25 protein-coding genes and 1 other RNA gene are annotated in these 25,933 nt (G+C 71.3%); 4 read left to right on the forward strand and 22 right to left on the reverse strand.

All coding sequences use genetic code 11. The annotated features are described in order from the left end of the window. From ACSQ14_RS13920 to ACSQ14_RS14000, 17 genes are all read right to left on the reverse strand, one after another. A complete protein-coding gene (locus tag ACSQ14_RS13920) occupies nt 1-909 on the reverse strand; it encodes a cell division protein FtsQ/DivIB (protein ID WP_436013731.1) in 909 nt (302 codons plus the stop codon). Beyond that, nucleotides 833-1,822 carry a D-alanine--D-alanine ligase gene (locus ACSQ14_RS13925; RefSeq protein ID WP_436013733.1) on the reverse strand — a complete coding sequence of 330 codons (990 nt, stop codon included), beginning with the start codon at nt 1,820-1,822 and terminating at the stop codon, nt 833-835. Before ACSQ14_RS13925 ends, ACSQ14_RS13920 begins: the two co-directional genes overlap by 77 nt. Before the next feature lie 244 nt (nt 1,823-2,066). Next, nucleotides 2,067-2,972 (reverse strand): UDP-N-acetylmuramate dehydrogenase, encoded by a 906-nt coding sequence (gene murB, locus ACSQ14_RS13930; protein ID WP_436013735.1) that lies wholly within the window; start codon nt 2,970-2,972, stop codon nt 2,067-2,069. Further along, nucleotides 2,969-4,390 carry a UDP-N-acetylmuramate--L-alanine ligase gene (gene murC, locus ACSQ14_RS13935; protein ID WP_436013737.1) on the reverse strand — a complete coding sequence of 474 codons (1,422 nt, stop codon included), beginning with the start codon at nt 4,388-4,390 and terminating at the stop codon, nt 2,969-2,971. The genes murB and murC overlap by 4 nt, the downstream gene beginning before the upstream one ends. A gap of 191 nt (nt 4,391-4,581) precedes the next feature. After that, nucleotides 4,582-5,679: an undecaprenyldiphospho-muramoylpentapeptide beta-N-acetylglucosaminyltransferase gene (gene murG, locus ACSQ14_RS13940; protein ID WP_436013739.1), complete on the reverse strand. Its 1,098-nt coding sequence runs from the start codon at nt 5,677-5,679 to the stop codon at nt 4,582-4,584. 14 nt (nt 5,680-5,693) lie between these two features. Further along, nucleotides 5,694-6,812: a putative lipid II flippase FtsW gene (gene ftsW / locus ACSQ14_RS13945; protein WP_436015421.1), complete on the reverse strand. Its 1,119-nt coding sequence runs from the start codon at nt 6,810-6,812 to the stop codon at nt 5,694-5,696. A 53-nt stretch (nt 6,813-6,865) separates the two neighbouring features. Next, on the reverse strand, nt 6,866-8,281 hold the full coding sequence (gene murD, locus ACSQ14_RS13950) for a UDP-N-acetylmuramoyl-L-alanine--D-glutamate ligase (protein WP_436013741.1): 1,416 nt from the start codon (nt 8,279-8,281) through the stop codon (nt 6,866-6,868). A 20-nt stretch (nt 8,282-8,301) separates the two neighbouring features. Beyond that, nucleotides 8,302-9,411, reverse strand: a complete 1,110-nt coding sequence (gene mraY / locus ACSQ14_RS13955) for a phospho-N-acetylmuramoyl-pentapeptide-transferase (RefSeq protein ID WP_436013743.1) — start codon at nt 9,409-9,411, stop codon at nt 8,302-8,304. Further along, nucleotides 9,408-10,808 carry a UDP-N-acetylmuramoyl-tripeptide--D-alanyl-D-alanine ligase gene (locus ACSQ14_RS13960; RefSeq protein ID WP_436013745.1) on the reverse strand — a complete coding sequence of 467 codons (1,401 nt, stop codon included), beginning with the start codon at nt 10,806-10,808 and terminating at the stop codon, nt 9,408-9,410. The genes mraY and ACSQ14_RS13960 overlap by 4 nt, the downstream gene beginning before the upstream one ends. Then, nucleotides 10,801-12,255 carry a UDP-N-acetylmuramoyl-L-alanyl-D-glutamate--2,6-diaminopimelate ligase gene (locus tag ACSQ14_RS13965; RefSeq protein ID WP_436013747.1) on the reverse strand — a complete coding sequence of 485 codons (1,455 nt, stop codon included), beginning with the start codon at nt 12,253-12,255 and terminating at the stop codon, nt 10,801-10,803. Before ACSQ14_RS13965 ends, ACSQ14_RS13960 begins: the two co-directional genes overlap by 8 nt. Beyond that, nucleotides 12,252-14,003, reverse strand: a complete 1,752-nt coding sequence (locus tag ACSQ14_RS13970) for a peptidoglycan D,D-transpeptidase FtsI family protein (RefSeq protein ID WP_436013749.1) — start codon at nt 14,001-14,003, stop codon at nt 12,252-12,254. The genes ACSQ14_RS13965 and ACSQ14_RS13970 overlap by 4 nt, the downstream gene beginning before the upstream one ends. After that, complete coding sequence (gene ftsL / locus ACSQ14_RS13975) at nt 14,000-14,431, reverse strand: cell division protein FtsL (protein ID WP_436013751.1); 432 nt, start codon at nt 14,429-14,431, stop codon at nt 14,000-14,002. Before ftsL ends, ACSQ14_RS13970 begins: the two co-directional genes overlap by 4 nt. Before the next feature lie 2 nt (nt 14,432-14,433). Next, complete coding sequence (gene rsmH / locus ACSQ14_RS13980; RefSeq protein WP_436013753.1) at nt 14,434-15,363, reverse strand: 16S rRNA (cytosine(1402)-N(4))-methyltransferase RsmH; 930 nt, start codon at nt 15,361-15,363, stop codon at nt 14,434-14,436. Beyond that, nucleotides 15,360-15,560 carry a hypothetical protein gene (locus ACSQ14_RS13985; protein ID WP_436013755.1) on the reverse strand — a complete coding sequence of 67 codons (201 nt, stop codon included), beginning with the start codon at nt 15,558-15,560 and terminating at the stop codon, nt 15,360-15,362. The genes rsmH and ACSQ14_RS13985 overlap by 4 nt, the downstream gene beginning before the upstream one ends. Further along, nucleotides 15,557-16,024, reverse strand: coding sequence for a division/cell wall cluster transcriptional repressor MraZ (locus ACSQ14_RS13990; RefSeq protein ID WP_436013757.1), 468 nt, complete (start codon nt 16,022-16,024; stop codon nt 15,557-15,559). The genes ACSQ14_RS13985 and ACSQ14_RS13990 overlap by 4 nt, the downstream gene beginning before the upstream one ends. Before the next feature lie 617 nt (nt 16,025-16,641). Further along, nucleotides 16,642-17,028, reverse strand: an RNA gene (gene rnpB, locus ACSQ14_RS13995) — RNase P RNA component class A. Between the two features lie 54 nt (nt 17,029-17,082). Beyond that, nucleotides 17,083-19,260 carry a nitrate- and nitrite sensing domain-containing protein gene (locus ACSQ14_RS14000; RefSeq protein ID WP_436013759.1) on the reverse strand — a complete coding sequence of 726 codons (2,178 nt, stop codon included), beginning with the start codon at nt 19,258-19,260 and terminating at the stop codon, nt 17,083-17,085. 286 nt (nt 19,261-19,546) lie between these two features. Between ACSQ14_RS14000 and ACSQ14_RS14005 the strand changes: the two genes are divergently transcribed. Further along, on the forward strand, nt 19,547-19,981 hold the full coding sequence (locus ACSQ14_RS14005; RefSeq protein WP_436013761.1) for a GFA family protein: 435 nt from the start codon (nt 19,547-19,549) through the stop codon (nt 19,979-19,981). Here ACSQ14_RS14005 and ACSQ14_RS14010 read toward each other — a convergent pair. Both ACSQ14_RS14010 and ACSQ14_RS14015 read right to left on the reverse strand, forming a co-directional pair. After that, nucleotides 19,978-20,427, reverse strand: a complete 450-nt coding sequence (locus ACSQ14_RS14010; RefSeq protein ID WP_436013763.1) for a cupin domain-containing protein — start codon at nt 20,425-20,427, stop codon at nt 19,978-19,980. The genes ACSQ14_RS14005 and ACSQ14_RS14010 overlap by 4 nt on opposite strands. Continuing rightward, the gene (locus ACSQ14_RS14015) at nt 20,424-21,143 is read right to left on the reverse strand and encodes a peptidoglycan recognition protein family protein (RefSeq protein ID WP_436013765.1); all 720 of its coding nucleotides are present in this window, start codon (nt 21,141-21,143) and stop codon (nt 20,424-20,426) included. Before ACSQ14_RS14015 ends, ACSQ14_RS14010 begins: the two co-directional genes overlap by 4 nt. Nucleotides 21,144-21,239: 96 nt before the next feature. On the opposite strand from ACSQ14_RS14015, the gene ACSQ14_RS14020 reads away from it, so the two are divergent. Then, nucleotides 21,240-21,974 (forward strand): endonuclease/exonuclease/phosphatase family protein, encoded by a 735-nt coding sequence (locus ACSQ14_RS14020; protein WP_436013767.1) that lies wholly within the window; start codon nt 21,240-21,242, stop codon nt 21,972-21,974. Here the strand turns inward: ACSQ14_RS14020 and ACSQ14_RS14025 are convergent. Together ACSQ14_RS14025 and ACSQ14_RS14030 are read right to left on the reverse strand one after the other, a co-directional pair. After that, nucleotides 21,964-23,433: a phospholipase D-like domain-containing protein gene (locus ACSQ14_RS14025; protein WP_436013769.1), complete on the reverse strand. Its 1,470-nt coding sequence runs from the start codon at nt 23,431-23,433 to the stop codon at nt 21,964-21,966. The genes ACSQ14_RS14020 and ACSQ14_RS14025 overlap by 11 nt on opposite strands. Before the next feature lie 172 nt (nt 23,434-23,605). Continuing rightward, complete coding sequence (locus ACSQ14_RS14030; protein ID WP_436013771.1) at nt 23,606-23,917, reverse strand: hypothetical protein; 312 nt, start codon at nt 23,915-23,917, stop codon at nt 23,606-23,608. A gap of 180 nt (nt 23,918-24,097) precedes the next feature. On the opposite strand from ACSQ14_RS14030, the gene ACSQ14_RS14035 reads away from it, so the two are divergent. Both ACSQ14_RS14035 and ACSQ14_RS14040 read left to right on the forward strand, forming a co-directional pair. Further along, nucleotides 24,098-24,310 (forward strand): DUF1289 domain-containing protein, encoded by a 213-nt coding sequence (locus ACSQ14_RS14035; RefSeq protein WP_436013773.1) that lies wholly within the window; start codon nt 24,098-24,100, stop codon nt 24,308-24,310. 91 nt (nt 24,311-24,401) lie between these two features. Then, nucleotides 24,402-24,929 carry a TIGR02281 family clan AA aspartic protease gene (locus ACSQ14_RS14040; RefSeq protein ID WP_436013775.1) on the forward strand — a complete coding sequence of 176 codons (528 nt, stop codon included), beginning with the start codon at nt 24,402-24,404 and terminating at the stop codon, nt 24,927-24,929. Here ACSQ14_RS14040 and dusA read toward each other — a convergent pair. Further along, nucleotides 24,873-25,895, reverse strand: a complete 1,023-nt coding sequence (gene dusA, locus ACSQ14_RS14045; RefSeq protein WP_436013777.1) for a tRNA dihydrouridine(20/20a) synthase DusA — start codon at nt 25,893-25,895, stop codon at nt 24,873-24,875. The genes ACSQ14_RS14040 and dusA overlap by 57 nt on opposite strands. Nucleotides 25,896-25,933: the final 38 nt, after the last annotated feature.

Consider the following 25,933-nt stretch of genomic DNA (forward strand, 5'->3'; position numbering starts at 1 on the left):
TCAGGCGCCGGCGGCCGCGGGGCGGCCATCCAGCTCAGCTTGCCGTGGTCGGACGGCCACGAGTTCGGGGTTGCGCAGGTCGATCCGGTCGAAGCCCAGCGTCAGGATGTGCGAGCGCTGATCCAGCTGTTCGAGCTGCATCAGCGCCTGCTCCTCGCCGACGGACGGCAGCTGGATCAGCGAGCCGTCCCGAAGGCGAAGGTCCCAGCGCCGGTCGTCGACGCGGACCAGGGCGTCGGTCAGTTGCATCAGCCGCGGCCGCTGCGACAGGATCGGCAGGATCGCCGGGGCGGCCACGTCGGCGCCCTCGCCCACCACCAGCGGCAAGGCCGCGAAGCGGCCCGGATCAGCCTCCGGGATCACCTGGCCGTGGTCGTCGATCACCGAGGTCTTGCCGGCGCGCTGCCAGACGGCGAGCTGCCGGCGCTCGTGCACCGCCAGCACCAGGGTGTCGGGCAGCAGGCGAACGACCCGGACGTCCTTGACCCAGCCGACGCTCTCCACCCGCAGGCGAACGTCCTCGAGGTTCAGGCCTACCAGCGGCTGGTCGGCGTAGACGCCCGCGGCGCGGACGATGTCGGCGGTCGCCAGCGGCGAGGCGCCTTCGACGTGCACCTTCTTCAGCCGGAAGCCGGCCTGGGCGAAGCGCGCGTCGACGCCGGTCGCTATGCCCTGGACCAACCGCTCGCCGCGGCCGCCGGTGGCCAGCGTGGCGACCAGCGCCAGCGCGACCACGCTGGCGGCGGCGATCAGCACTGTCTTGGGGGATACTCCCGGGCCGGGCGCGCCGCCGCGTCCGGGAGGCGGCGCCGGCTTCGCGGAAGCGGCGCGCTTACCTCTGGGACTGGCGGGCGCTTTGGCCCGAGGATTCGCCTGGACTCGCGATCCCCCCCGCACCGCCGCGGGCATAAGCGTCCTCCGTGATCCAAAGAACCAGTTCGTCGAATCCCACGCCCTGCTTCGCCGCCTGCTCGGGAATTAGCGAAGTCGGAGTCATGCCGGGCTGGGTGTTGACCTCCAAGAGTACGAGCACGTCGTTAATGTCGTCATAACGGAGGTCCGACCGGGTAACCCCTCGGCAACCCAGGGCCGCGTGCGCCTGCTCCGCTAATTGCAGAGCCTTTTCCGTAACATGCGCCGGAAGATCGGCCGGGCAGACGTGCACGGAGCCGTCTTCGCCGTACTTGGCTTCGTAGTCATAGAAGCCGGTCCTGGGGATGATTTCGGTAACCATCATGCCCTTGCCGTCACGCACCCCGGCGGCCAGCTCGCGCCCAGGGATGTAGGGCTCGACCATCACCTCCTCACCGAAGGTCCAGGACGGGTCGACCACCTCCTGCGGCGGGCGGTTGGAGCCGTCCATCACCAGGAAGACGCCGACCGAGGAGCCTTCGGCGTTGGGCTTCACCACATAGGGTGGCGGCAGCACGTGGTCGCGGGCGACATCGAACCGGTTGAACAGACCGCCGCCCGGCACGGTGACACCGGCCGCGGCCAGCACCGCCTTGGCCTTGGCCTTGTCCATCGCCAGCGCCGAGGCCAGCACGCCGCAGTGGGTGTAGGGGATCCCGAGCGTCTCCAGGACGCCCTGGACGCAGCCGTCCTCGCCCCAGGCCCCATGCAGGGCGTTGAAACAGACGTCGGGCTGCAGCCGGGTCAGGATCTCGGCGACGTCGCGATGGGCGTCGACCCGGCTGACCTTGGCGCCCAGCCGCTCGAGCGCATCGGCGCAGGCCGCGCCGGAGACCAGGCTGACCTCCCGCTCGGAAGAAGGGCCGCCGAGAAGGACGGCGACGTGATGTCCGGCGAGGGGGGCGGCCATGAGCGACTCTCGTTGAAGTTGGAGGCATACCCGCGGTGGCGCAGCCGCGGGCGGGGGTCAAGTGGACGCCGCGCCGCGCCTTAGATCGCGGCTCTCTCAACCGTCATCGCCTGGCTTGTCCGGGCGGCCCATCCCGACGTGGTTCCGCAACAACTGAAGGCGGCGCTTTGGGCTGGGTGGCCCGGACGAGCCGGGCCATGACGGAGAAAATTCGCGAAACCGGGATGACAGCCGAGTTTTGGGCTCAGCCCGGCTTGCCGATCCGCTTGATTTCCCAGTCGAGCTCGACGCCGAACTTGGCCTTCACGTCGGCGCGGACGGCTTCGCCCAGGCCTTCGAGATCGGCGGCGGTGGCTTCGCCGGTGTTGATCAGGAAGTTGGCGTGCAGCGGCGAGAACATCGCCCCGCCGAACGGCTTGCCGCGCCAGCCGGCCTGGTCGACCAGCTGCCAGGAGGAGTGGCCGGGCGGATTCTTGAAGGTCGACCCGCCGGTCTTCTCGCGGATCGGCTGGCTGGCCTCGCGCCGCTCGGTGATCGCGCTCATCCGCGCCTCGATGGCGGCCGGCGCGTCCGGCGTCCCGGCGAACAGCGCGCCGGTGAAGATCAGCGGCTCGGCGGCGGCGCGGGCCGACTTGCGGTAGCTGTAGCCGAGCTCGGCGTTGGACAGCGTGATCGTCGCGCCGGCGCGGGTGACCGCATAGGCCTCGACCAGCACGTCCTTGGTCTCCGCGCCGTAGCAGCCGGCGTTCATGGTCAGCGCCCCGCCGACCGAGCCCGGCACGCCGCGGTAGAACTCCAGCCCGGCGATGCCGGCCTTGGCCGCCTCGCGCGCCAGCACGGCGTCGAGCAGGGCGGCGCCGGCGTAGATGCGGTGGTCGCCGCGCGGCTCGACCCCGGAGAAGCCCTTGCCGAGGCGCACCACCACGCCCTCGACCCCGCCGTCGCGGACCAGGGTGTTGGAGCCGACGCCGATCGGCGCGACCGGCACGGCCGGGTCCAGGGCTTTCAGGAACTCGGCGAGATCCTCGGCGTCGGCCGGCAGGAAGACCACCTCGGCCGGGCCGCCGACGCGGAACCAGGTGAAGGGGCCGAGCGGCTCGTCGAACAGGACCTTGCCGCGGACCGCCGGCAGCCGGTCGCGCCAGCTCATTGCGCGGCCTGCCCGAGCGCCAGCAGTTCGTCCGGCAGGGCGTAGGCCCAGCTGGTGATGTCGCCGGCCCCCAGCAGCACGACGACGTCGCCCGCATGGGCCTCGTGGCTGACCAGCCCGGCGAGTTGCTGCGGGCCGTCCAGCGACAGCACCCGGCGGTGGCCGTAGCGGCGCAGTCCCTCGACCAGGCCGTTGCGGTCGATGCCCGGCAGCGGCGCTTCGCCGGCGGCGTAGACGTCGGCGACGATCACCGTGTCGGCGTCGCTGAAGCAGGCGCAGAAGTCGTCGAACAGGTCGTGCAGGCGCGAATAGCGGTGCGGCTGGACCACGGCGACGACCCGGCCTTCGGTCACCGCGCGGGCGGCCTTCAGCACCGAGCCGATCTCCACCGGATGGTGGCCGTAGTCGTCGATCACCCGCACGCCGTTGGCGACGCCGGTGGTGGTGAAGCGCCGCTTGACCCCGCCGAAGCTGGTCAGGCCGCTGCGCAGGTCTTCGGCGGAGACCCCGAGCTCGCGGGCCACGGCGATCGCCGCCAGGGCGTTCATGACGTTGTGGTGGCCGGCCATCGGCAGGTGCAGGCCCTCGTAGCGGATCGCCTCGCCTTCCAGCGGATCGATGATCACGTCGAAGCGGGCGCCGTCGGGGCCCATGGCGATCTTCTCGGCGCGGACCTCGGCCTGGGGATTGACGCCGTAGCTGACCAGCCGGCGGTTCTCGACCCGGGCGGCCATCGCCTGCACCTCGGGGTGGTCGGTGCAGACCGCGGCGAAGCCGTAGAACGGGATGTTCTCGACGAAGTCGCGGAAGGCGCGCTTGACCGCGTCGAAGTCGCCGTAGTGGTCGAGGTGCTCGGGGTCGATGTTGGTGACCACCGCCACCGTCGAACGGAGCTTCAGGAAGGTGCCGTCGCTCTCGTCCGCCTCGACGACGATCCAGTCGCCGGCCCCGACCTTGGCGTTGGTGCCGTAGGCGTTGATGATCCCGCCGTTGACTACCGTCGGATCCAGCCCGCCGGCGTCCAGCAGGCAGGCGATCATCGAGGTGGTGGTGGTCTTGCCGTGCGTGCCGCCCACAGCCACCGAGAACTGCAGTCGCATCAGCTCGGCCAGCATCTCGGCGCGGCGCACCAGCGGCAGGCGCCGGTCGCGTGCGGCGACCATCTCCGGATTGTCGTGCTTGACCGCGGTCGAATAGACCACCGCCGAGGCGCCCTCGACGTGGGACGCGTCGTGGCCGATGCAGATCTTCGCGCCGAGCTTCTCGAGCCGCTCGGTGTTGGCGCTGGCCTTGGCGTCGGAGCCCTGCACCGTATAGCCGATGCGCAGCATGATCTCGGCGATGCCGCTCATGCCGATGCCCCCGATGCCGATGAAGTGCACGGGGCCGATGTCGAAGGGCACGGGGCGTCGGTTCATGAGGCGGTTGCTACCATCAGCCGAGTTAGCGGGAAACTAGCGCCGGGCGCGACGAAAGGCCGTCCGCTCTTCAAAGCCGTCATCCCGGACAGCCGAAGGCCGATCCGGGACCCAGGGGGTTCTGCAGTGCGCGCCGCCCCTGGGTCCCGGCTCTACGCTGCGCTTCGGCCGGGATGACGTGAAGAGAGAGCTTACCCCTTCGCCGCGGTGTCCTCGACGACGTCGGCCAGGCGTTCGGCGGCGTCGGGGATGGCGACCGAGCGGGCGGCGGCGGCCATCCGGGCGAGCCGCGCCGGATTGCTCAGCAGCTTCTCCAGCGCCCCGGCCAGGCTGTCGACGGTGAGCTGGTGCTCGCGGGCGATCTCGGCCCCGCCGGCCTCGGCCAGCAGGCGGGCGTTCTGGCCCTGGTCGTCGTCGATGGCGATGGCCAGCGGCACCAGGATCGCCGGCCGGCCGGCGATCGCGAACTCGCAGACCGTACCGGCGCCCGAGCGGCCGATCACCAGGTGGGCGGCCTTCAGCCGGGTGGCCATGTCGCGGAAGAACGGGGCGATCTCGGCGTCGACGTTGGCGTCGCCGTAGGCGCGGCGGGCGAAGTTCATCGACTCCGGCCGGGTCTGCTGGGCGACCACCAGCCGCGCGCGCAGCTCTTCCGGCAGCAGCTTGATGGCTTCCGGCACCAGTTCGGACAGCAGCCGGGCGCCCTGGCTGCCGCCGGTGACGAGCAGGCGCAGCTGTCCGCCGTCCTCCGGCGGGATGTAGGGCTCGGTGGCCAGCGCGCGGATCGGCGGGCGCACCGGGTTGCCGACGACGATGGCGCGCTGGGCGACCTTCGGCGGCGCCTTCAGCAAGGTCGGGAAGGCGCAGGCCACGGTGCGCACGTGCGGGGCCAGCATCCGGTTGGTCCGGCCCATCACCGCGTTCTGCTCGTGGATCACCGTCGGGCGGCGGTCGAGCACCGCGCCGACCAGCGCCGGCGCCGACGGATAGCCGCCGAAGCCGACCACCACGCGCGGCCCGAACTGGTGGTAGGCGGCGCGCGCCTGGGCCGCGCCGCCGAGCACGGCGAGGCCGGCCCGGGCCATGCCCAGCGGATCGCCGGGCTTGTAGGTGGCGGCCGACAGGCCGATCCGGCGCTCGGCCGGAAAGTCCTGGGCCAGGCCGGCGACGCGCTCGTCGGAGGCGAGCACGATCGACCAGCCGCGAGCGATCAGCGCCTCGGCCAGCGCCTGGGCGGGAAACAGATGGCCGCCGGTTCCTCCGGCGGCGACGACAGCGACTTTACGCATTCGGAACAGGCTCTTTAGGCGAAGGCGCCGGACTTGGAGAGGCCGTCGCCAGGCGTGTAGGCGCCGGGTCGGCGGCGGGTCAGCGCCAGCGCCATGCCAAGCGTCAGGCCCATCGCCAGCATCGAGGAGCCTCCATACGAGATGAAGGGCAGGGTCATGCCCTTGGTCGGGATCATGTTCAGATTGACCGCCACGTTGATGAAGGCCTGCTGGCCGACGAGCACGAACAGCCCCGCCGCCGCAACCTGCTCGAAGGGATCGTTCAGCTTCATGGCGCGATAGAGGCCGCGGACCACCAACAGCGAAAACAGTCCGATCAGCAGCAGCGAAAACACCAGGCCGTACTCCTCGGCCCCGACCGAATAGATGAAGTCGGTGTGCAGGTCGGGGACGTGGCGCTTCATCACGCCCTCGCCCGGGCCGCGGCCGAGGAAGCCGCCGGCGTTGATCGCCTCGGCGGCGCGGTCGACCTGGTGGGTGTCGGCCTTGTCCGGCGACAGGAAGCGGTTCACCCGGCTGGCGACGTGCGGAAACAGGAAATAGGTCGACGACAGGCCGGCGAGCGCCGTGCCGCCGAGCAGCATCACCCAGGAGATCGGCACGCCGGCCATCCAGAAGGCGGCGCCGAAGGCGATGGTGATCAGCACCGTCTGGCCGACGTCCGGCTGGATCAGCAGCAGCGCGACCGAGACCAGGTAGAGGCCGAAGGCGATCGAGACGCCGGGCACCCCCTGCCCCTTCTGGCCCTCGGCGAACATCCAGGCGACCAGGATCACCAGCGCCGGCTTCATGAACTCCGACGGCTGCAGGGTGAAGCCGCCGAGCTCCAGCCAGCGGGTCGCGCCCTTGGCGTTGTGGCCGATCAGCGGCAGCACGATCATCATGGCGATCGCCGCCAGCCAGATGGCGAAGGCCGAGCGGCGGATGGTGCGCACCTCGAGCATCGAGACGCCGATCAGCATCACCGCGGCGCCGGCGCCGAACACGCACTGGCGCACCGCGAAATGGAACGGGTCGCCGATGTTCATCCGCATCGCCGCCGCCGGACTGGAGGCGAACGACAGGGCCACGCCGATCGCCATCAGCAGGGCGGTGACGCCCAGCATCCAGCGGTCGATGGTCCACCACCACATGCCGAGCGCGGAGCGGTCCGAGCGGGCGAAAGCGTGCGCCTGGGAGGGGGAGGTCACGCCGCCCCCTTCGCCTGGCCTTCGCCGGCGAGGCGCTGGACGGCGGCGCGGAAGGCCTCGCCGCGGGCTTCGAAGTCGGTGAACTGGTCGAACGAGGCGCAGGCCGGCGACAGCAGCACGATGGCGTCCTGACCGGAGGCTTGCGCGTCAGCGAAAGCCTGCGCGACCGCCGCCTCCATGGTCCCGCTTTCGACGGCGGGGGCCTGACCGGCCAGCACCTGGGCGAAGGCCGGCGCGGCCTCGCCGATCAGATAGGCCTTCTCGATCCGGCCGAAGAGATCGCCCAGGGTGTCGATCCCGCCGGCCTTCGGCTGGCCGCCGGCGATCCAGTAGAACTTCGGATAGCTGGACATCGCCTGGCGCGCGGCGTCGGCGTTGGTCGCCTTGGAGTCGTTGACGAAGCGCACCTTGCCGATGGTCCCGACCGTCTCCATCCGGTGGGCCAGGCCCGGGAAGCTCATCAGGTGCTCGGCGGCCTCGTCGGCGGCGATGCCGATGCCCTTGGCCGCGGCGTAGGCGGCCGCCGCGTTCTGCCAGTTGTGCCGGCCGGGCAGCGAGCGGGCGCGCTTCAGATCGGCAGCCTCGACCGCACGCTCGCCGGTGGCGTCGTACAGCAGTCCGTCCAGCGCATAGACTCCGCGGCCCATCGCCTTCGACGCCGAAACCGGCACGATGGTGCGGCGGTTGGCGGCGGTGATCTCGGTGCAGATCCGCGCGCCCCAGGGGTCGTCCACGCCGATGACGGCGGTGTCGCCCTTGCCCTGGTTGGCGAGGATGCGGCGCTTGGCGCCGACGTAGCCCTCCATCCCGCCGTGGCGGTCGAGGTGGTCGGGCGAGACGTTGAGGATGATGGCGACGTCGGGCTTCAGGCTCGTCGTCAGGTCCAGCTGGTAGGACGAGAGCTCCAGCACGTACACGGCGCCGCCGTGCATGTCCTCTAAGCCCAGCACGCCGAAGCCGATGTTGCCGCCAATGCGGGTGTCACGGCCGGCCTGGGCGCAGATGTGGCCGATCAGGGCGGTCGTCGTCGACTTCCCGTTGGTGCCGGTGACGGCGATGATCTTCGGCCGCTTGTGCTCGGGCGCGGCGTTCACCGTGCGGGCGAACAGCTCGATGTCGCCGAGGATCTCGACGCCGGCCTCACGCGCCTTCTCCACCGTCCAGTGCGGCGCGGGATGGGTCAGCGGCACGCCCGGCGACAGCATCAGGGCGGCGAACTGCGACCAGTCGGCCGTGGTGAGATCCGTCAGCGTGAAGCCGGCGGCCTCCGCAGCCTGGCGGGCGGCGGGCTTCTCGTCCCACAGCGCGACCGACGCGCCGCCGGCCTCCAGCGCGCGCGCGGCCGCCAGCCCCGTACGAGCCAGGCCGAACACGGCGACCGTCCTGCCTTCAAAGCCGCGGACCGGGATCATGACGCTAGCGCCTCGCCTCCCTATCGCAGCTTCAGCGTGGCCAGGCCGAGGATGGCCAGCATCAGCGAGACGATCCAGAACCGGATCACGACGGTCGACTCCGACCAGCCGAGCTTTTCGAAGTGGTGGTGGATCGGGGCCATTAGGAACACCCGGCGGCCGGTGCGCTTGAACCAGGCGACCTGGATCACGACCGACAGGGTCTCGGCGACGAACAGGCCGCCGATCACCGCCAGCACGATCTCGTGGCGGGTGGCGACGGCGATCGAGCCGACCGCTCCGCCCAGCGCCAGCGAGCCGGTGTCGCCCATGAAGATCCGTGCGGGCGGCGCGTTGTACCAGAGGAAGCCCATGCCGGCGCCGATCAGCGCGCTGCAGAAGACCGCGATCTCGCCGACGCCGGGGACGAACTGCAGCTGCAGGTACTTGGCGAAGACGTAGTTGCCGACCAGGTAGGCGATGAAGCCGAACGCCGCCGAGGCGATCATCACCGGCACCGTCGCCAGCCCGTCGAGGCCGTCGGTGAAGTTCACCGCATTGGCCGCGCCGACGATCACGAAGGCGCCGAACAGCAGGTAGAACCAGCCGAAATCCACCACCAGCTGCTTGACCAGCGGGAACACCACCGAGGTCAGCAGGTCGCCGTCCTGCGGCGGCTTCTCGGCGAAGACGATGATCATCAGGATCGCCGCGATGGCGAGGCCCGCCTCGATCGCCAGGCGCGCAAAGCTGGAGAGGCCCGCCGTCGTCTGCTTGGTGACCTTGGCGTAGTCGTCGAGGAAACCCAGCACGCCGTAGCCGGTGGTCACCAGCAGCACCGCCCAGATGTAGACGTTGCGCAGGTCGGCCCACAGCAGGGTGCCGACGATCAGGCCGGCGAGGATCATCACCCCGCCCATGGTCGGGGTGCCGGCCTTCTCGATGATGTGGCGCTCGATGCCTTCCTTGCGGATCGGCTGGCCCTTGCCCTGCTTGGCGCGCATCCAGCCGATGAAGCGCGACCCCATCAGCATAACCACCAGCTGGGCGGTGAACAGCGCCATGCCGCTTCGGAAGGTGATGTAGCGGATGACGTTCAGGCCGGGCACGTGCCCGCCCGCCGCCAGCTGCTCATAGAGCCAGTAGATCATCGCCCAGACTCCCCGCCCACGGAGTCGAGCTGCGCCAGCGCAGTTGCGACAGCGCCCGCCTTCGACCCGTTGGACCCTTTCACCATCACCACGTCGCCGGGCTCTGCGGCCCGGGCGACTTGCGGCGCTAGCTCGGCCGCTGTCTCGGCGTACCCGCCCCGCCGAGTCGGCGGAAGGGCGTCCCAGAGCGATTTCATCAGGGGTCCGGCGCAGAAGACGAGGTCGATCGCGGCCGCGTCCAGCGGCTCTGCGAGGGCGGCGTGGAAGCGGGCCGCCTCGTCGCCCAGCTCCAGCATGTCGGTGAGCGCGACAATGCGCCGCCCGCCCGCCTTGCGCGCGCCCAGGGTGGCGATCGCCGAGCCCATCGAGATCGGGTTGGCGTTGTAGCTCTCGTCGATCAGGGTGAAGGCCCCGCCGGCGATCCGCACCGTCTTCTCCGCCCCGCGGCCGGCCAGCGGCTCGAAGGCGCCGAGCGCCGCAAGGCTGTGGCTGAGGTCGACGTCCAGCGCCTGCAGCATCAGCAGCACGGCCATGGAGTTCAGGCCCCAGTGCTGCCCGGTCTGCAGGATCGGGAAGTCGAGCGCCCGGCCGTCGACCTGGGCCTTGAGCGTCGCCGCGCCGCTGGCGGCCTGGAAGTCGAGCAGCCGCGCGTCGCAGCCCTCGCCGGTCCCGAAAGTGCGGACGATCGCCCCGGCCGTCCGGGCCTCGGCCTGCAGGAAGTCGAACCAGCGGTTGTCGGCGTTCAGCACGGCGATGCCGCCGGGCTCGAGGCCCGCGAAGACCTCGGCCTTGGCGCGGGCGACGCCCGCCTCGCCGTCCGGGAAGTTCTCGGTGTGCACCGGGCCGACGGTGGTGATCACCGCGGCGTGCGGCCGGACCATCCGGGCGAGCGGGCGGATCTCGTCGGCATGGTTCATGCCGATCTCGAACACCGCGCGCTCCGTGTCGCGCGGCATCCGCGCCAGCGTCAGCGGCACGCCGATGTGGTTGTTGTAGGATTTCACCGACGAGTGCGCCCGGCCGGCCAGGCTCAGCCCGGCCATCACCGCCTGGGTGACGCTGGTCTTGCCGACCGAGCCGGTGATCGCCCCGCGGCGGGCCTGCGGCGCCCGCTCGCGCGCGGCCTGGCCCAGTTGCTCCAGCGCCGTCAGCGCGTCGCCGACGACCACGCCTGGCGCGCCCACGTCGCGGGTGACCAGCGCGCCGGCCGCGCCGCTGGCCATCGCCTGGGCGACGAACTCGTGACCGTCGCGCACTCCGGCCAGGGCGACGAACAGGTCGCCGGGCTCGATCGAGCGCGTGTCGATCGAGACGCCGGTCGCGGCGAAGCCGTTACCTACGCCGACGCCGCCCGTCGCGCGGACGATCTCTTCTGCGGTCCAGAGCGGCTCAGCCATGGGCGAGTTCCAGCGCCTGGGCGGTCTCCGCCACGTCGTCGAAAGGATGGGTCACGCCGCCCACGATCTGGCCCTGTTCATGTCCTTTGCCGGCGATCACCAGCACGTCGCCCTCGCCCAGCAGGCCGGCGGCGGCGCGGATCGCCTCGCGCCGGTCGCCGATCTCCTTGGCTCCGCGGGCCCCGGCCAGCACCTCGGCGCGGATCAGCGCCGGGTTCTCCGAGCGCGGATTGTCATCGGTGACGATCGCCACGTCGGCGAAGTCGGCCGCGACGCGGCCCATCAGCGGCCGCTTCCCGCGATCACGATCGCCGCCGGCGCCGAACACCACGATCAGCTTGCCTTGGACGTGCGGGCGCAGCGCCTTCAACACCGTCTCCAGCCCGTCCGGGGTGTGGGCGTAGTCGACGTAGGCCTCGCCCCCGCGCGGCCCAGCTCCAACCCGCTGCAAACGCCCCGGCGCGCCTTCCAGCGTCTCGAGGCCTTCCAGCGTCTGCTCGATCGTCAGGCCGCCGGCGAGGCAGAGGCCCGCGGCCACCAGGGCGTTGGAGGCCTGGAAGCCGCCGGCGAGCGGCAGGGCCAGCTCATAGGCGCGGCCGTCCAGCTCGAGCCGGAGCCGCTGGCCCTCGGGCAGCAGGCTGCGCTCGACCAGCCGGATCCCCTGGCCGGTCTCGCCGACGCTGACCACCGTCTGGCCGGCGGTCACCGCGGCGGCGGCGAAGGCGTCGTAGGCGTCGGAATCGGCGTTCAGGACGGCGGTCGCGCCGCGCGGCAGCAGGGTCTCGAACAGCCGCAGCTTGGCCGCGCGGTAAACACCCATGGTGCCGTGATAGTCGAGGTGGTCCTGGGTCAGGTTCAGGAAGCCCGCCGCGGTCAGCCGCACGCCGTCCAGCCGGCGCTGGTCGACGCCGTGGGAGGAGGCCTCCATGGCGAAGTGGGTGACGCCGCGGGCGGCCGCGTCGGCCATCAGTTCGGCGACGTCGGCGGCGTCCGGAGTGGTCAAGCCCGGCGGGGTGACCTGCTCGTCGAAGCCGCCCGGCCCGCTCAGCCGCACGCCGAGCGTGCCCATGCTGCCGGCCTTCAGGCCCGCGCTGACGAAGATCTGGCGGCAGAAGTTGGCGACCGAGGTCTTGCCGTTGGTGCCGGTGACGGCGACCACGGTCGGCGGCTGGGCGCCGTGGAAGGCGGAGGCCGCCAGCGCATAGGCGCGGCGCGGATCCGGCGTGACGATGGTCGGGACCGAGAGGCCGAGATCCCGGCTGGCGATCACCGCGGACGCGCCCTGCTCCACGGCCTTGGCGGCGAAGCCGGTCCCGTCAACCTTCGAGCCCGGCAGGGCGGCGAACAGGAAACCCGGCCGCACCTTGCGGCTGTCGGCGGTGACGCCGGCGATCGCCGGATCGGCGGCTAGGTCGCGCTTCACAAGCTCGGAGAGACGCGGGCTCAATGCTCTTCCCTCGCGTCGTTCGGGCCAGCGACGATTTCGGTGAACGGGGCGGTGTCCATGCGGCGCTCGATACCGACGAACGGGGCGATGCGCTCGATAATCTTGCCAGCGACCGGGGCGGCGACGATGCCGCCGGTCGGCCGCGCGCCGCTGGCGTCGGTCTTCGGCTCGTCCATCAGCACCAGCACGAAGTAGCGCGTCGCATCCAGCGGCCCGTCGGTCGGGAACACCGCGGCGAACGACGAGACCTGCTTCGAGGTCGAATAGCCGCGGATCGCCGGATCGTACTTCTCGCCGGTGCCGGTCTTGCCGCCGACGTTGAGGCCGGAGACGTTCGCCGACTTGCCGGAGCCGCCGGTGACGTTGGCCCGCATGATCTGCAGCAGGGTCTCGGTGGTGCGCGGCTGGACGATCTGCGGCCCCTGCGGCCGATAGTCCGCCGGGGTCTTGCGGATCGTCAGCGGGATCAGCTTGCCGCCGTTCAGCAGGCCCGAGTAGGCGCGGGCGATCGCCAGCGGGCTGACGTTCATCCCGTGGCCGAACGAGGTCGAGGCGATGGCGTCCTGGTCCCACACCTTCGGCGTCAGCGGCCGGGCGGTCTCGAGCAGCTCCACCTTGGCCGGCTCGGTGAGGCCGAACGCCTTGAAATAGGCCGCCAGCCGCTCGACGCCGACCGACTCCGCCAGGATCGCCGTGCCGATGTTGGACGAGTGCTGGAACACCTCGACCAGGTTCAGCACCTTATGGGTCGCGTGATAGTCGTGGATCGTCCGGTAGCCGAGCTGGAACGGCTGGCGCGCGTCGAAGGTCGACATCGGCGTGGCGACGCCGCTGTCGAGACCCGCGGCGACGGTGAAGCCCTTGAAGGTCGAACCCATCTCGTAGATCGCCGCCGCGCCGCGGTTGAGGCGCGCGTCGAGGCTGGCGGCGCCCGGCTTGTTCGGGTCGAAGGTCGGATAGTTGGCCAGAGCCAGGATCTCGCCGGTGTGGACGTTGACCACCAGCGCCACCGCGCCCTTCGGGCGGAACTTGGCGACGCCCTTGTAGAGCTCGTCCTCGGCCGCGGCCTGCACGCGCAGGTCCATCGACAGCTGGGCGGTTTGGCCGGCGGCGGCGGCCTTGTGGATCTCGTCGTTGAACGCGGCCTCGGCGCCGGCCAGGCCCTGGCCGCCGGAATCGACGAAGCCGATCAGGTGAGCGCCGGTGTAGCCCAGCGGATAGACCCGCTTCTCCTCCGGCTCGAAGCTGACGCCCGGCAGGCCGAGCTCATAGACCCGCTTGCGGGTCTCGGGCGTCAGGCCGCCGACCAGGAAGGTCCGCCGATTGCCGCGCAGCGCGCGCTCCAGCCGCTCGGCCGCGACGTCCGGCAGCGCCTTGCGCAGCGCCCGGCGGGTCTCGGCCGCGTCCCAGATCTCCCGCGGGTCGATGTAGAGGCCGTAGTGCAGCAGGTCGGCGGCCAGCAGTTCGCCGTGGCGGTCGACGAGGTCGGCGCGCGCCGCGCTGATCGGCGGGGCGTAGCCTTCGCTGCGGCCGACGTCGTTGAACAGCGCCGCCCGCGTCGCCCCCATCGCCAGAGTGATGAAGCCGGCGGCGAACAGGGCGCCGACGAAGAAGATGCGGATCCGCGTGTCGTCCTGCGGCTTGTCGGAGGCGCGGGCGCGCTCGAAGGCGTGCTCCAGCCGCCACATGGTGCGCGTGAGCCAGCGCGAGACGGTCTCGGCGCCGAAGGACTGCAGGCCGAGGCTCATTCCGCGTCAGCCTCTGGCTTGGGCGCAGGCTCGGGAACCGGACGGGTCGGGTCGATGCCCAGCGGCGCGTGCGGCGCCGCCGGCATGCCGTGATCCGGCAGGCGGCCGGTGTTGGCGGCGGTGCGGGCGATGTCGGCCAGGCCGTCGGCGTTGACGTCGCGCTTGATCGAGACCGGGGCCAGGCCGAGGTAGGCGACCGACAGGTGTTCCAGCCGCGCCGGCTCCTCGAGGTGCGCGACCTCGGCCTGCAGCAGGCGGATGCGCGCCTTCTCCTCGCGGATCTGGCGTTCGACCCGGGCGATCTCGACGCGCTCGCGGCCGGCCATGGTCTTGGCGAGGTAGACGCCGAACACCAGCACGACGAGCAGGCCCGCGGCGACCAGGTCGACCAGGCGGAAACCGCGGACCCTCCGATCGAGCAGGCTCATGCCTAATCCTTCCAGACGGGCGCGGCGGTGCGCACCGCAGCCCGAAGCTTCGCCGAACGCGCGCGCGGATTGGCTTCGACTTCCGCCTCCGTCGGCGCTTGGGCGCCGTTGAACAGCAGCTGGAAGCTCGGCGGCGCGCCAGCGGCGAGCGGCGGCGCATGGCGCGAGCCCGCCGGCGTTCTGCCCGCTCGCACCGTCAGAAAATTCTTCACGATTCTGTCTTCGAGCGAATGGAACGTAACGACGCAGAGGCGGCCGCCGACCTTCAGCGACCGCTCGGCGGCGACCAGGCCGGCCTCGAGCTCGGCGAGTTCCTCGTTGACGGCGATGCGCAGCGCCTGGAACGACCGGGTGGCCGGATGGACCTTGGCCCCGCGTCGTCCGCCGAGCGCCTTCTCGATGAAGTCGGCGAGCTCCAGGGTGCGGGTGAACGGCTGCTCGACCCGACGCCGGGCGATGGCCCCGGCGATCCGCCGGCTCTGCCGCTCCTCGCCGTAGACGTAGATGATCCGCGCCAGCTCGAAGGGCTCGGCGGTGTTGACGAGGTCGGCCGCGGTCGGCCCCTCGTCGCTCATGCGCATGTCGAGCGGGCCGTCGCGCATGAAGGAGAAGCCGCGCTCGGCCTCGTCCAGCTGCATCGAGGAGACGCCCAAGTCGAGCGCCACGGCGTCGACCGCGCCCTCGCCGACGACCTCGGCCATCTCCGAGAAGCGCTCCTGGACCAGGCGGAAGCGGTCGGCCGGCAGGTCCGCGGCGAAGCGCGCGGCGGTCGGATCGCGGTCGAAGGCGATGACGCTGGCGCCGGCGGCCAGGAAGCCGCGGGTGTAGCCGCCCGCGCCGAAGGTGCCGTCGACCACGGTCTCGCCCGCGACGGGCTTCATCGCAGCGAGCACCTCGTCGAGCAGAACGGACTTGTGGGGGGCCGCGCTCATTGTTCGCGCTCCAGGCCGCCGTCCGCCCCGATCGGCGAAGGGCTGAGCGTAGAACGGTCGGGGGCCGCGGGGGCGCCGAGCGGCGCGCGCGGATCATCCTGGAAGTCGGCGCGGTCGAACAGGTAGCGCCGGCACCGCATCACCGGGAAGGCGCCCTCGGCGAACGGGGCGGATTCGGTGGGGGACATCGTGCTCATGCCGCGCCTCCGAGGCGAGCGGCGCGCTGCTGGGCGCGCAGTTGGGCGAGCCCTTCGCGGGCGAGGTCGCGCTGGGCGGCGCGGTGGGCCTGGAAGGCGTCGCGCGACCAGATCTGGAACCGGTCGCCGAGGCCGACGACCACCACCCAGTCGGTGAGGCCGAACATGTCGCAAAGGCTTTCGGGCAGGGTGATGCGGCCGGCGGTGTCGAAGCTGAGCTTGGCCATGCCGCCGAGCACCGACGTCTCCAGCGCCGTGCGCAGCGGGTCGCCGAACTCCAGCTCCTCGATCACGCCGATGTAGCGGTCGAACAGGGCCTTGCCGCCGCCTTCGATGCAGTCGGCCTCGATCGAGGGGAAGCAGAACACGCCGTCGAACGGCCCAGCCGCGAGGGCGCGGAATTCCTGCGGCACGACGATGCGCCGCTTGGCGTCCAGTTGTTTCTCAAAGGTCGAGAGAAACATCTCGCCCTGGCCCCTGCTCGCGGCCGGAAAGCCCGGACCGCCCCATCATCTCCGCCGCAGAGCCGCCCCTGACCTGCAACTGACGATGGATAATGGGTTAACATGGGACGAATTGGGACACAATGACTCCAAGGGGCTGAATCGGGCCAAATCAAAGAACCCGCCTAGACTCGAAGTTAATGCGAAGTACTTATCCACAGAACGTACACAGAACGCGTTAATCGCCCGGGTTGCAGGTGTCAGCGCGTCCCAACGCGAGTGTCAGCCGCGTCCCAGATTTCGACGGCGCAGAGGGCGGCCGCGCGACCGATTGGCCTCTTCGATCAGCGGCGTCGCCGGATAAGAGCGCAAAGCCACGCCCACAGACTTCCCAGTGTCATTCGATCCCAGCCGCAGGCCCTTCCTCCACCGCGAAGCGGCGGGAGGGGGACCACGCGCCGAAGAGCGCGGGGGAGGGGGCGAGCGGCGCGCAATGCTACGCCACTGCGAAAGCGGAGGATGAAAAGGCGAAGCGGCGACGCCGCGGTTGCGGCTTGCCCCCCTCCACCGCCCGCTCTGCGGCGGGCGGTCCCCCTCCCCCGTTGCTCGGGGGAGGTAGAAGCGGACGGAAGAGATTGCGGATCAGACGGCCTGTAAGCCGGGTTCTGTGCCGCCCGACGCCGAAACGTCGGACGCGGCGGCCATTCCTCTGGACCGACCCTCGCGGGCCGGTTCTCGCGACCTACCCGGATCCCTCAAGCCAACGACGGCTCTACCCGGTCGCCCGGGCGCGGGATCCCTATTCGGTCTTGCTCCTGGCGGGGCTTGCCATGCCGCCCTTGTTACCAAGGACGCGGTGCGCTCTTACCGCACCCTTTCACCCTTACCGGCGCGGACGCCGGCGGTTTCCTTTCTGTGGCGCTATCCCTGGGGTCGCCCCCGGCGGGCGTTACCCGCCGCCATGTCGTCGTGGAGCCCGGACTTTCCTCGAACGCTTGCGCGCCCGCGACCGCCCAGCCGTCTGATCCGCGCGGAAAGTGGCGACTGCCCCTCGCCGCGTCAAGCGAAGCTGGATTTCCTCAGAAGCCGGCCGCCAGCCGGACCGGTTGGACGCGCTGCGGCCCCCCGGCGCGCTCGCCCGCGCGGCCGAGGTTGAAGACGCCGACCAGATCGGCGAGCCGCTGCGCCTCCAGGCTCAGCGCGGCGGCCGCGGCGGTCGCCTCCTCGACCATGGCGGCGTTCTGCTGGGTCACCTGGTCCATCGCCGAGATGGCGCTGTTGACCTGCACCAGGCCGCTCGCCTCCTCCGCCGCCGAGGCCGCGATCTGGCCGACCAGGCCGCTGATCGCCTCGACCCGGGTGATGATCGAGGTCAGCGCCCCGCCGGTCTCGCCGACCAGCCGCACGCCGCGCTCGACTTGACCGGCGCTGCCGGCGATCAGCGCCTTGATCTCCCGGGCCGCCTCGGCCGAGCGCTGGGCCAGCGCGCGGACCTCCTGGGCGACGACGGCGAAGCCCTTCCCGGCCTCGCCGGCGCGCGCCGCCTCGACCCCGGCGTTCAACGCCAGCAGGTTGGTCTGGAAGGCGATCTCGTCGATCACCCCAATGATCTGGCCGATCTGACCCGACGAGGCCTCAATCTGACCCATGGCGTCGACGGTCTCGTCGAGCACCCGCCGCGAGCGCTCGGCCTCCTCCCGCGCCGCCTGGACCGTCGCGGCCGCCTGCGAGGCGTTGCCGGCCGCGCCCCGCACCGCCGTGGTGATCTGATCAAGCGCCGCAGCGGTCTCCTCCAGACTGGCGGCCTGCTGCTCGCTGCGGCGGGCCAGGTCGTCGCTGGCGACGGCGATTTCCGCCGCGCCGCTGGAGATCTTGTCGGTCGCCTCGGCGACCGAGCCGATGGTCGCGCGCAGCGCCTGGGCGGCCTCGTTGAAGTCGGCCCGCAGCTGTTCGAAATCGGCCGAGAAGCTCTGCTCCAGGCTGGCCGCGAGGTCCCGACGCGCGAGCCGCTCGAGGCCCTGGGCCAGGCTGGCCACGACCCGGGCTTGTTCGGCGGCGACCGCCTCGCGCTCGGCTTGGCGCTCGGCCATCAGCGCCGCCTCGCGGCGCTCGGTTTCGGCCCGGGCGGCGAAATCGGCCTCGATCCGCGCGGCAGTGACGTCGCGCACCTCGCCGATGGCGCGGGCGATCTCGCCCAGTTCGTCGCGCCGGCCGCGGGCGCTGATCTGCAGATCGGCCTCGCCGGCGGCCAGCCGCCCGAGGTCGCCGGTCAGGCCGGCGAGCGGCCGAGTGATCGAGCGCACCAGCATCGCCACCGCGGCCAGCGCCGCCAGGGCGGCGGCGAAGGCCAGCGCGAGCTGAAGCCGCAGCGCCGCCAGCGCCGCGCTGCGGGCGGCCTGCGCCGCCGCGCCGATCTCGCCGCCATAGCGGTTCTCCAGCTCATGCAGCTTGTTGATCCGCGCCGTGGTCGCGGCGAACCACTCCGCCGGCGCGACCTGCGGCGCCCCGGGCGTCCCCGCCTCGAAGGCCTTGATCTGCTCGCGCAAGGCTTTGACCCGGCCCGCCTCGGGCGAAGAAGCGACCGTCCGCCAACGCTCGATCTGCGCCGGCGCGCCGTAGCGTTCGACGGCGGAGAACAGCCCTTCCTGCCGCCCCTCCAGCGGGGTCCAGGCGGCCCAACCTTCCGCCGTGAAGCGCGGCTGCGTCAGGTTGCTCGCACCGATCGCCCGCTCGCGGCCGGCGAACTCCTTGCCGGCGACCAGGTCGACGTAGACCACCAGCGCGCGGGCGATGTCCGGGTCGGCGGCCGAGCGCGCCAGGTTCTCGTCGAGCTGCAGGCCGCGGCCGATCAGGCCGGTGTAGAAGGCCAGCGACCGCTTGCCGTCGGCGCGGCCGGCGTCCACCGCCTCGCGGAACCCGGCCAGTTGGTCGAGCTCGGCCAGCAGGTCGCCGATCGCGCGGGCCTGCGCCGCCGGCGCGCCCTGCAGGTCGAGCGCCTTCAGCTCGCCGCGCAGCCGGGCCGCCGCCTGGTCCGCCGCCGCGCGCTGGGCGACCATCGCCTCGCGCCCGGCCGTGCGGCCGGAGCCCAGGTGCAGCGCGGTCGCGCCGCGCTCCTTCTGCAGTTCGTGGATCGCCTCGCCTGCGGACACCGCGACGCGGGAGAACAGCGCGACCTGTTCGGCGGCCGCATAGCGCGACCAGGTCTCCGTCAGCAGCAGTCCGCCAAAAATGAGCAGGCCGGCCAGCGGCACAGCCACGACGCCAAACACACGATCCCGGATACGCAAGTCATCCACCCCGAAGAACTCAGAACGGGCGGACGATCGCGATTGAATCCTAACAACAATCTAATTGATTTATAACGTAAAAATTCACACCGAAAGATCATCTTTAGCAGTCGGCGAGCAACCGCTCACGTAAACAGCGCCAACACTGCCAGGCAACAAAATCGCCGCTCGCAAAGGCAGAGCTCGAAGACCTGCTGGCGGAATGCGCAGTCCACGCCCACATCCTGGCCAACCTGCTGACCATCGGAGCATCGCCATGCCTGACGACGTCGCGATGTGCGGCCGCTGCCATTGCGGAGCCGTGCAGTTCGAAGTGAAGCTCCGCGACGGCCTGAACAAGCCGCGGCGCTGCAACTGCTCGATGTGCCGAATGCGCGGCGCGGTCGCGCTGACGGCGGAGCTCGACGGCTTGCGCATCCTCGCCGGCGAGGAGCACCTCACCGAGTACCGCTTCAACACCGGCGTCGCCCGGCACTTCTTCTGCGCCCGCTGCGGGATCTACACCCACCACCAGCGGCGCTCGAACCCGCGCGAGTACGGGGTCAACGCCGCCTGCCTGGAAGGCGTCAGCCCGTTCGACTTCGCCGAAGTGCCGGTCAACGACGGGGTGCATCACCCCAGCGACCTGCCGCCCGGCGAGCGGCCGCGGCTGGCCGGCGTGCTGCGGTTCGAACCGACCGACGCGACCTAGGCGGGCTCCCACCCCGGCGGGGCCAGCTCGAAGCCAGTGAACTCGAAGCCCGGGGCGACGACGCAGGCGACCAGGGTCCAGCCGTCCGCGGCGGCTTGCGCCGATTGCCACGCGCCCGGCGGAACCAGGTGCTGCGGCGTCTGGCCGCCGAGCGGATCGGGGCCGAGCGTCACCATCTCGGCCGGGCCGCCCTCGGCCGCGGCGACAGAGAGCGCCAGCGGCGCGCCGGCCTGGAACAGCCACATCTCGCCGGCGTCGACGCGGTGCCAATGGGACCGCTGGCCGGCCTCCAGCAAGAACAGGATGGTGGTCGCCGCGGCGCGGCCGCCGGCCAGGCTCGCCGTGGCGCGCCAGGTCTCGCGGTACCAGCCGCCCTCGGGATGCGCCGCCAGCTGCAGCGCCGCGATCATCGCCGCGGCGTCGCGCTCGACCGCTGGCGCGCTCACGCCGCCAGCTTGAGCAGGGCGATCAGCCGGGCGCGGGTCTCGCCGTCGGCGATCCCGTCGACCAGGGCGGGACGCCAGTGGCGCTGGAAGGCGCGGATGATGCAGGCGGTCCTGGGCTCGAACTCGCCGGACGGCGCGCAGGCGTAGCCCAAGCGGGTCAGCCCGGCCTGCAGGGCGAAGACCCCGGCCCCGGCCTCGCCTTCGCACAGCGCCGCCCCGGGCGCGGCCGGCACGTCGACCCACAGGCCGTGGCCGGCCTCGGCCAGCCGGCGCCAGGGAAACAGCTCGCCCGGATCGACCTTGCGGTCCGGCGCCACGTCCGAATGGCCGACGATCCGGCTGTCGGCGATCATCCAGCGGCCGCGGATATCGTCGAGCAGCTCGATCAGCGCAGCGATCTGCGCCTCGGGAAAGGCGCGATAGCCGAACTCGTGGCCGGGATTGACGATCTCGATGCCGATCGAGGCGCCGTTGACGTCCTGCTGGCCCTTCCAGAACGACACCCCGGCGTGCCAGGCGCGCCGCTCCTCCGGCACCATGCGGAAGACCCGCCCGTCCTCCTCGACCAGGTAGTGGGACGAGACCTTGGCCGTGGGATCGCGCAGCCGGTCGAGCGCGGCCTGGCCGCTCTCCATGCCGGTGTAGTGCAGCACGATCATGTCCGGCGGCGCGGTGCGCGCGTCGAAGTTGGGGGAAGGCGCGTCGATCAACTCCATGCCCCCGTCATAAAGGCGATGGCGGCGACTGGCGACGGGGAACGCTTGCAGCGAAGCTTGCGTTGGGGGGCGGAGGCCGGCACAGGTCAGCATTGCATGCCCCGCATCGTGACCTACAACGTGCACCGCTGCGTCGGGAACGATCGGCAGCTTGACGTGGCGCGGGTGGCCGACGTGCTCGCCCAGCTGGAGCCGGACATCGTCGCCCTGCAGGAACTCGACGTCGGCCGGGCCCGGACCAACCACGTCGACCAGGCGACCGAGATCGCCGAGCGGCTGGAGATGGCCTGCCACTTCCACCCCGCCATGCGGGTCGAGAAGGAGCTCTACGGCGACGCCATCCTCAGCGCCTATCCCGAGCGGCTGATCCAGACCGGCCCGCTGCCCGGCCACCCGCGGCTGCCGCAGCTGGAGCCGCGCGGCGCGCTGTGGCTGGAGGTCGAGATCGCCGGCAAGCCGGTGCAGGTGATCAACACCCACCTGGGCCTGGTGCCGCGCGAGCAGCGGCTGCAGGCGGCCTTCCTGGCCGGGCCGGCGTGGCTCGACCATCCGTGCTGCACGGGCCCGAGGATCCTGCTGGGCGACTTCAACGCGACCGGCACCTCGATCGTCTACCGCACGCTGACCGCCAAGCTGGCGGCGGCGCGGCGGCTGGCCCCGACCCGCCAGTCCAGCTCGACCTTCCCCTCGCCGCTGCCGGTGCTGCGCATCGACCATGTGTTCGTCAGTCCGGAGATCGTCGTGCGCGACGTGTTCGCGCCGTTTGACCCGCTGACCCGCCTCGCCTCGGATCACCTGCCGCTGGTGATGGACTTCGAGGTCAAGGCCTGACGCCGACCGCCGGCTGGCCAATCAGCGCCCGAGCTTCGCGGTAGAGCCGCTCGCGCCGCCGGCCGGGCCGCCAGGCGTCGCGGGTGTCCTGCGGGTCGCCGAGGTGGTGGTGGGTGATGAAGTCGCCGAACCGGGTGGTCCGCGGCGGATCGATCGGCATCAGGCGGCGCTCGCGGTTGAGTGCGTCGATCGCCGGGACCAGGCCGCCGAGCTTCGCCCGCGCCTTGGCCACGGCGTCGCCGGTGTGGCCCATGAAATGGCCGACCAGCCGGTCCCGGAACACCTCGATCTGCACCCGGGTCGCGTTGTCGGCCGCCTCGATGCCCAGTTCGCACTCGGTGTCGAAGCCGCCGGACCGGTTGTTGAGGTTGGCCGAACCGACGCGGGCGATGCGGTCGTCGATCACCGTCACCTTCGAGTGGACGATGATGGTCTCGCCGCCCCAGGTCGCCGGCCACAGCGCCCGGAACCGGCCGAAGACGTCGGCCGCGCGCAGCCGCCAGATCATCGCCCCGCGGGCGCGGTCCATGGTCATGTGGTCGAACCAGCTGGGCGCGTGGCCGGTCGAGACCAGCACCACCTCCGGCCCGTCGGGCTCGGCCAGCCGCGCCGCCAGCGCCTCGGCGATGATCGGCGAGGTGAAGTACTGGTTCTCCAGATAGATGGTCGTCCGGGCCTCGGCGATGCAGCTGAGCGTCAACTGCAGGATCTCGTCGACCATCGGCCGGCCCTTCCACGCCGGCTCGGTGCGGGCGATGGCGATCTCGGCGCCGTGCAGCTGCGCCGGCACGTGGCTGGGCCAGGGATCGCCGTCCACCGCCGGCGGCGGCGCGACCACGTCGCCGGTGGCGCGCAGCCAGCGTTCGCGCGCCAGGTCGCCGAGCGCGCGGGCGGCCGCGCCGTCGACCATCATCATCACCTCGTGCCGCGGGTCGTGGCACTCCTGTTTGGGCATCATCCGGCGGCGGTCGAAGTCCTTGTGCGCCGGGCTGTCCCAGCGATCGACCGAGATGTCGCCGCCGCCGCAAAACGCCAGCTTGTCGTCGACCACCAGCACCTTCTGGTGATGGCAGGCGCCGAACGGCACGGCGTCGTCCAGGCGGAACTTCACCGGGGTGTTGCGGAAGAACTTACGCGCCTTGTGCGGAAAGAACTCCTGGCTGGCGCTGATCGGCAACGCCGACTTCCAGATCAGCAGCCGGATGTCGAGCTCCGGGCGGGCGCGCGCCAGCTCGACCAGGATACGGCCGACCTCGTCGGGATCGTCCGGGCCGTCGTAGCCGTCCGGAAACAGCCGGGTCCGCGGATCGAACCCCCAGCCCAGCAGCAGGATTGAGCGACGCGCCTTCTGCAGGGCGTCGAACAGCGCGGTAAAATAGGCTTCGTTGTCGATCAGGAACGCCGCGCGCCCGGCGCTAGCGGTGCGCCAACAGGTGCTCCCGGGTCGAAAGACCGCCATGCGACGTGTGATCCTCGCGCTCGTCGGGCGAGGGCTCGAGCCCCACGCGCTTAACGGAAAGCCCCTGCGGCGAAGGTGGGTTCCAGCGGCGCGCCTGGCAAGAAAAAGGACGCGCCGGTCGGGGGGAACCGGCGCGTCTAGTCAGTGCGGGGGTGGAACAGAAGGGCGGCGGCTACGCCATCGCCGTGTAGGCCGCGCAGGGACCGGCGAGCTCGGCCTGCAGCCGCGCCTTGCCGTCGTCGCCCTTGCCCTGCCGCTTGGCCTTGGCGAACTCTTCGTCGGCCCGGGTGAGGACGGCGGGGCTCCGGCCCGGCTGGGCGCGCTTCAGATAGGCGTTGATCGCCGTGGTGTCGGCGCCGAGGCCGGTCGCGATGCCGCGACAGCGGCTGGCCTTGAGATAATCGACGTCGGTAATGGGCGCGGCGTAGGCGGCGCCGGCAGAAGCTAGGGTCAGGCTCGCAAGCGCAACTGCAGGAATGTTCACGATCTCTCTCCCAGTCCAAGACTTCGTCCTGGCGGGAACCTGACCCCACAACGAATACAACTCAAATGAAATGGGAGTAATGAACGCCAACCTGAGATTAAACTTACGAAACATTACACAGAGTTCACGATCATACATAAACGGCTTGTAATCTTCCCGCCGCGCAGGCATCCACCGGCTATGCCCGCTCCCGGCCCACCCCGACCGATCCGGACGCCCTGCGTCCAGGTGTGCGCCATCGACGACGACAGCGGCCTGTGCCTCGGCTGCTTCCGCGCGCTGCCCGAGATCGCCGGTTGGGCGAAGCTGGGCGACGCGGCCCGTACGGCGATCATGGACGAGCTGCCCGCCCGGCGCGGCCGGATCGCCCCGGAGAAGCTGGGCGCCGCCTAGCCCCTCCCCGTTCATCGCTTGCAAAGAACCGCGGCCCTAAGCTTCGCCTCCTAACGGGTCCCCAAGCGGACCGCGACGGGTGGAGACCCAGTTGGCTGACAAGCTTCGGTTCGCGATCGTCGCCCTGGCCGCCGCCGCGTCCGCGGTGGGCTCGGCCGAGGCCGTCGTGCTGCTCGCCGAGCATCGGCCGGCCCTGCGCGCCGCCACCGTCGAAAGCCGCGACCGGACCCACGCCGCGATCGCGCCGGTTCAAGGCGGCGCGGTGATGAAGGCCAGCGACGGCCACTTCTGGGCCGAGGGCGCCGTCAACGACGGCGCGCGCGTGCGCTTCCTGGTCGACACCGGCGCGACGGCGGTGGCGCTCACCCCGGCCGACGCCGAGCGGCTCGGCTTTGATCTGAAGACCCTGAAGTACGGCTACAGCGTCGTCACCGCCGGCGGCCGGGCGCGGGCCGCCTCGGTCAAGCTCGCCTCGATCACCATCGCCGGCGCGCGGCTCGACGACGTCGACGCCGTGGTCATCGAAAAGGGCCTCGACGCCTCCCTGCTGGGGATGAGCTACCTAGGCCGCCTCTCCAGCTTCCAGGCCACGCGGCAGGCGCTCTTCCTGCGGCCCTGACGCCGCCATCGCCGCCAGCGCGCGGTCGATCACCTCGAGCCCGGCCCCCGGCTTCACGCCCTCGACCGTCAAGGTCCGCCGCCAAGCCCGCGCGCCGGGCCGGCCGTGGAACAGCCCCAGCATGTGCCGGGTCATCGCCGCCAGGTGGGTCCCGCGCGCCAGCTCGCCGGCGACATAGGGCCGGTAGCGCTCGACGGCCTCCAGCGGATCGACCCGCGTCCCCTCGCCGAAGATCCGCGCGTCGACCTCGCCCAGCAGGGCGGGCGTGTGATAGGCGGCGCGGCCCAGCATCACCCCGTCGACGTGTTCGAGCTGCGCCTCGGTCGCGTCGAGGTCGGCGATCCCGCCGTTGATGTCGATCACCAGTTCCGGGCGCTCGGCCTTCAGCCGCCAGACCAGCGGATAGTCGAGCGGCGGGACGTCGCGGTTCTCCTTCGGCGACAGCCCCTTCAGCCAGGCCTTGCGCGCATGGACGATGAACCGGCGCACGCCGGCCTGGGCGCAGAGGTCGACCAGGGTGAACAGGCTCTCCGCCGCTTCCTGGTCGTCGACGCCGATCCGGCATTTCACCGTCGCCGGGACCTTCACCGCGGCGATGATCTCGGCCATGCCCTCGGCGACCAGCTGCGGCTCGCGCATCAGGCAGGCGCCGAAGCGGCCGGACTGCACCCGGTCCGACGGACAGCCGACATTGAGGTTGATCTCGTCGTAGCCCTCGGCCTCGCCGATCCGCGCCGCGGCCGCCAGATCCGCCGGCTCCGAGCCGCCGAGCTGCAGCGCCACCGGATGCTCGCCGGCGTCGAACGCCAGCAGCCGCGCGCGGTCGCCGTGCAGCACCGCGCCGGTCGTCAGCATCTCGGTGTAGAGCAGCGCGCGCGCCGACAGCTGCCGGTGCAGCATCCGGCAATGCCGGTCCGTCCAGTCCATCATCGGCGCGACGGAGAGCCTATGCGACTGAAAACCCAAGAAATCTCCCCGAGCGGCAAGCGTGGTCCGGTTTGCGG

The organism is Phenylobacterium sp. LjRoot219, from assembly GCF_964252995.1.
GTDB lineage: Bacteria > Pseudomonadota > Alphaproteobacteria > Caulobacterales > Caulobacteraceae > Phenylobacterium.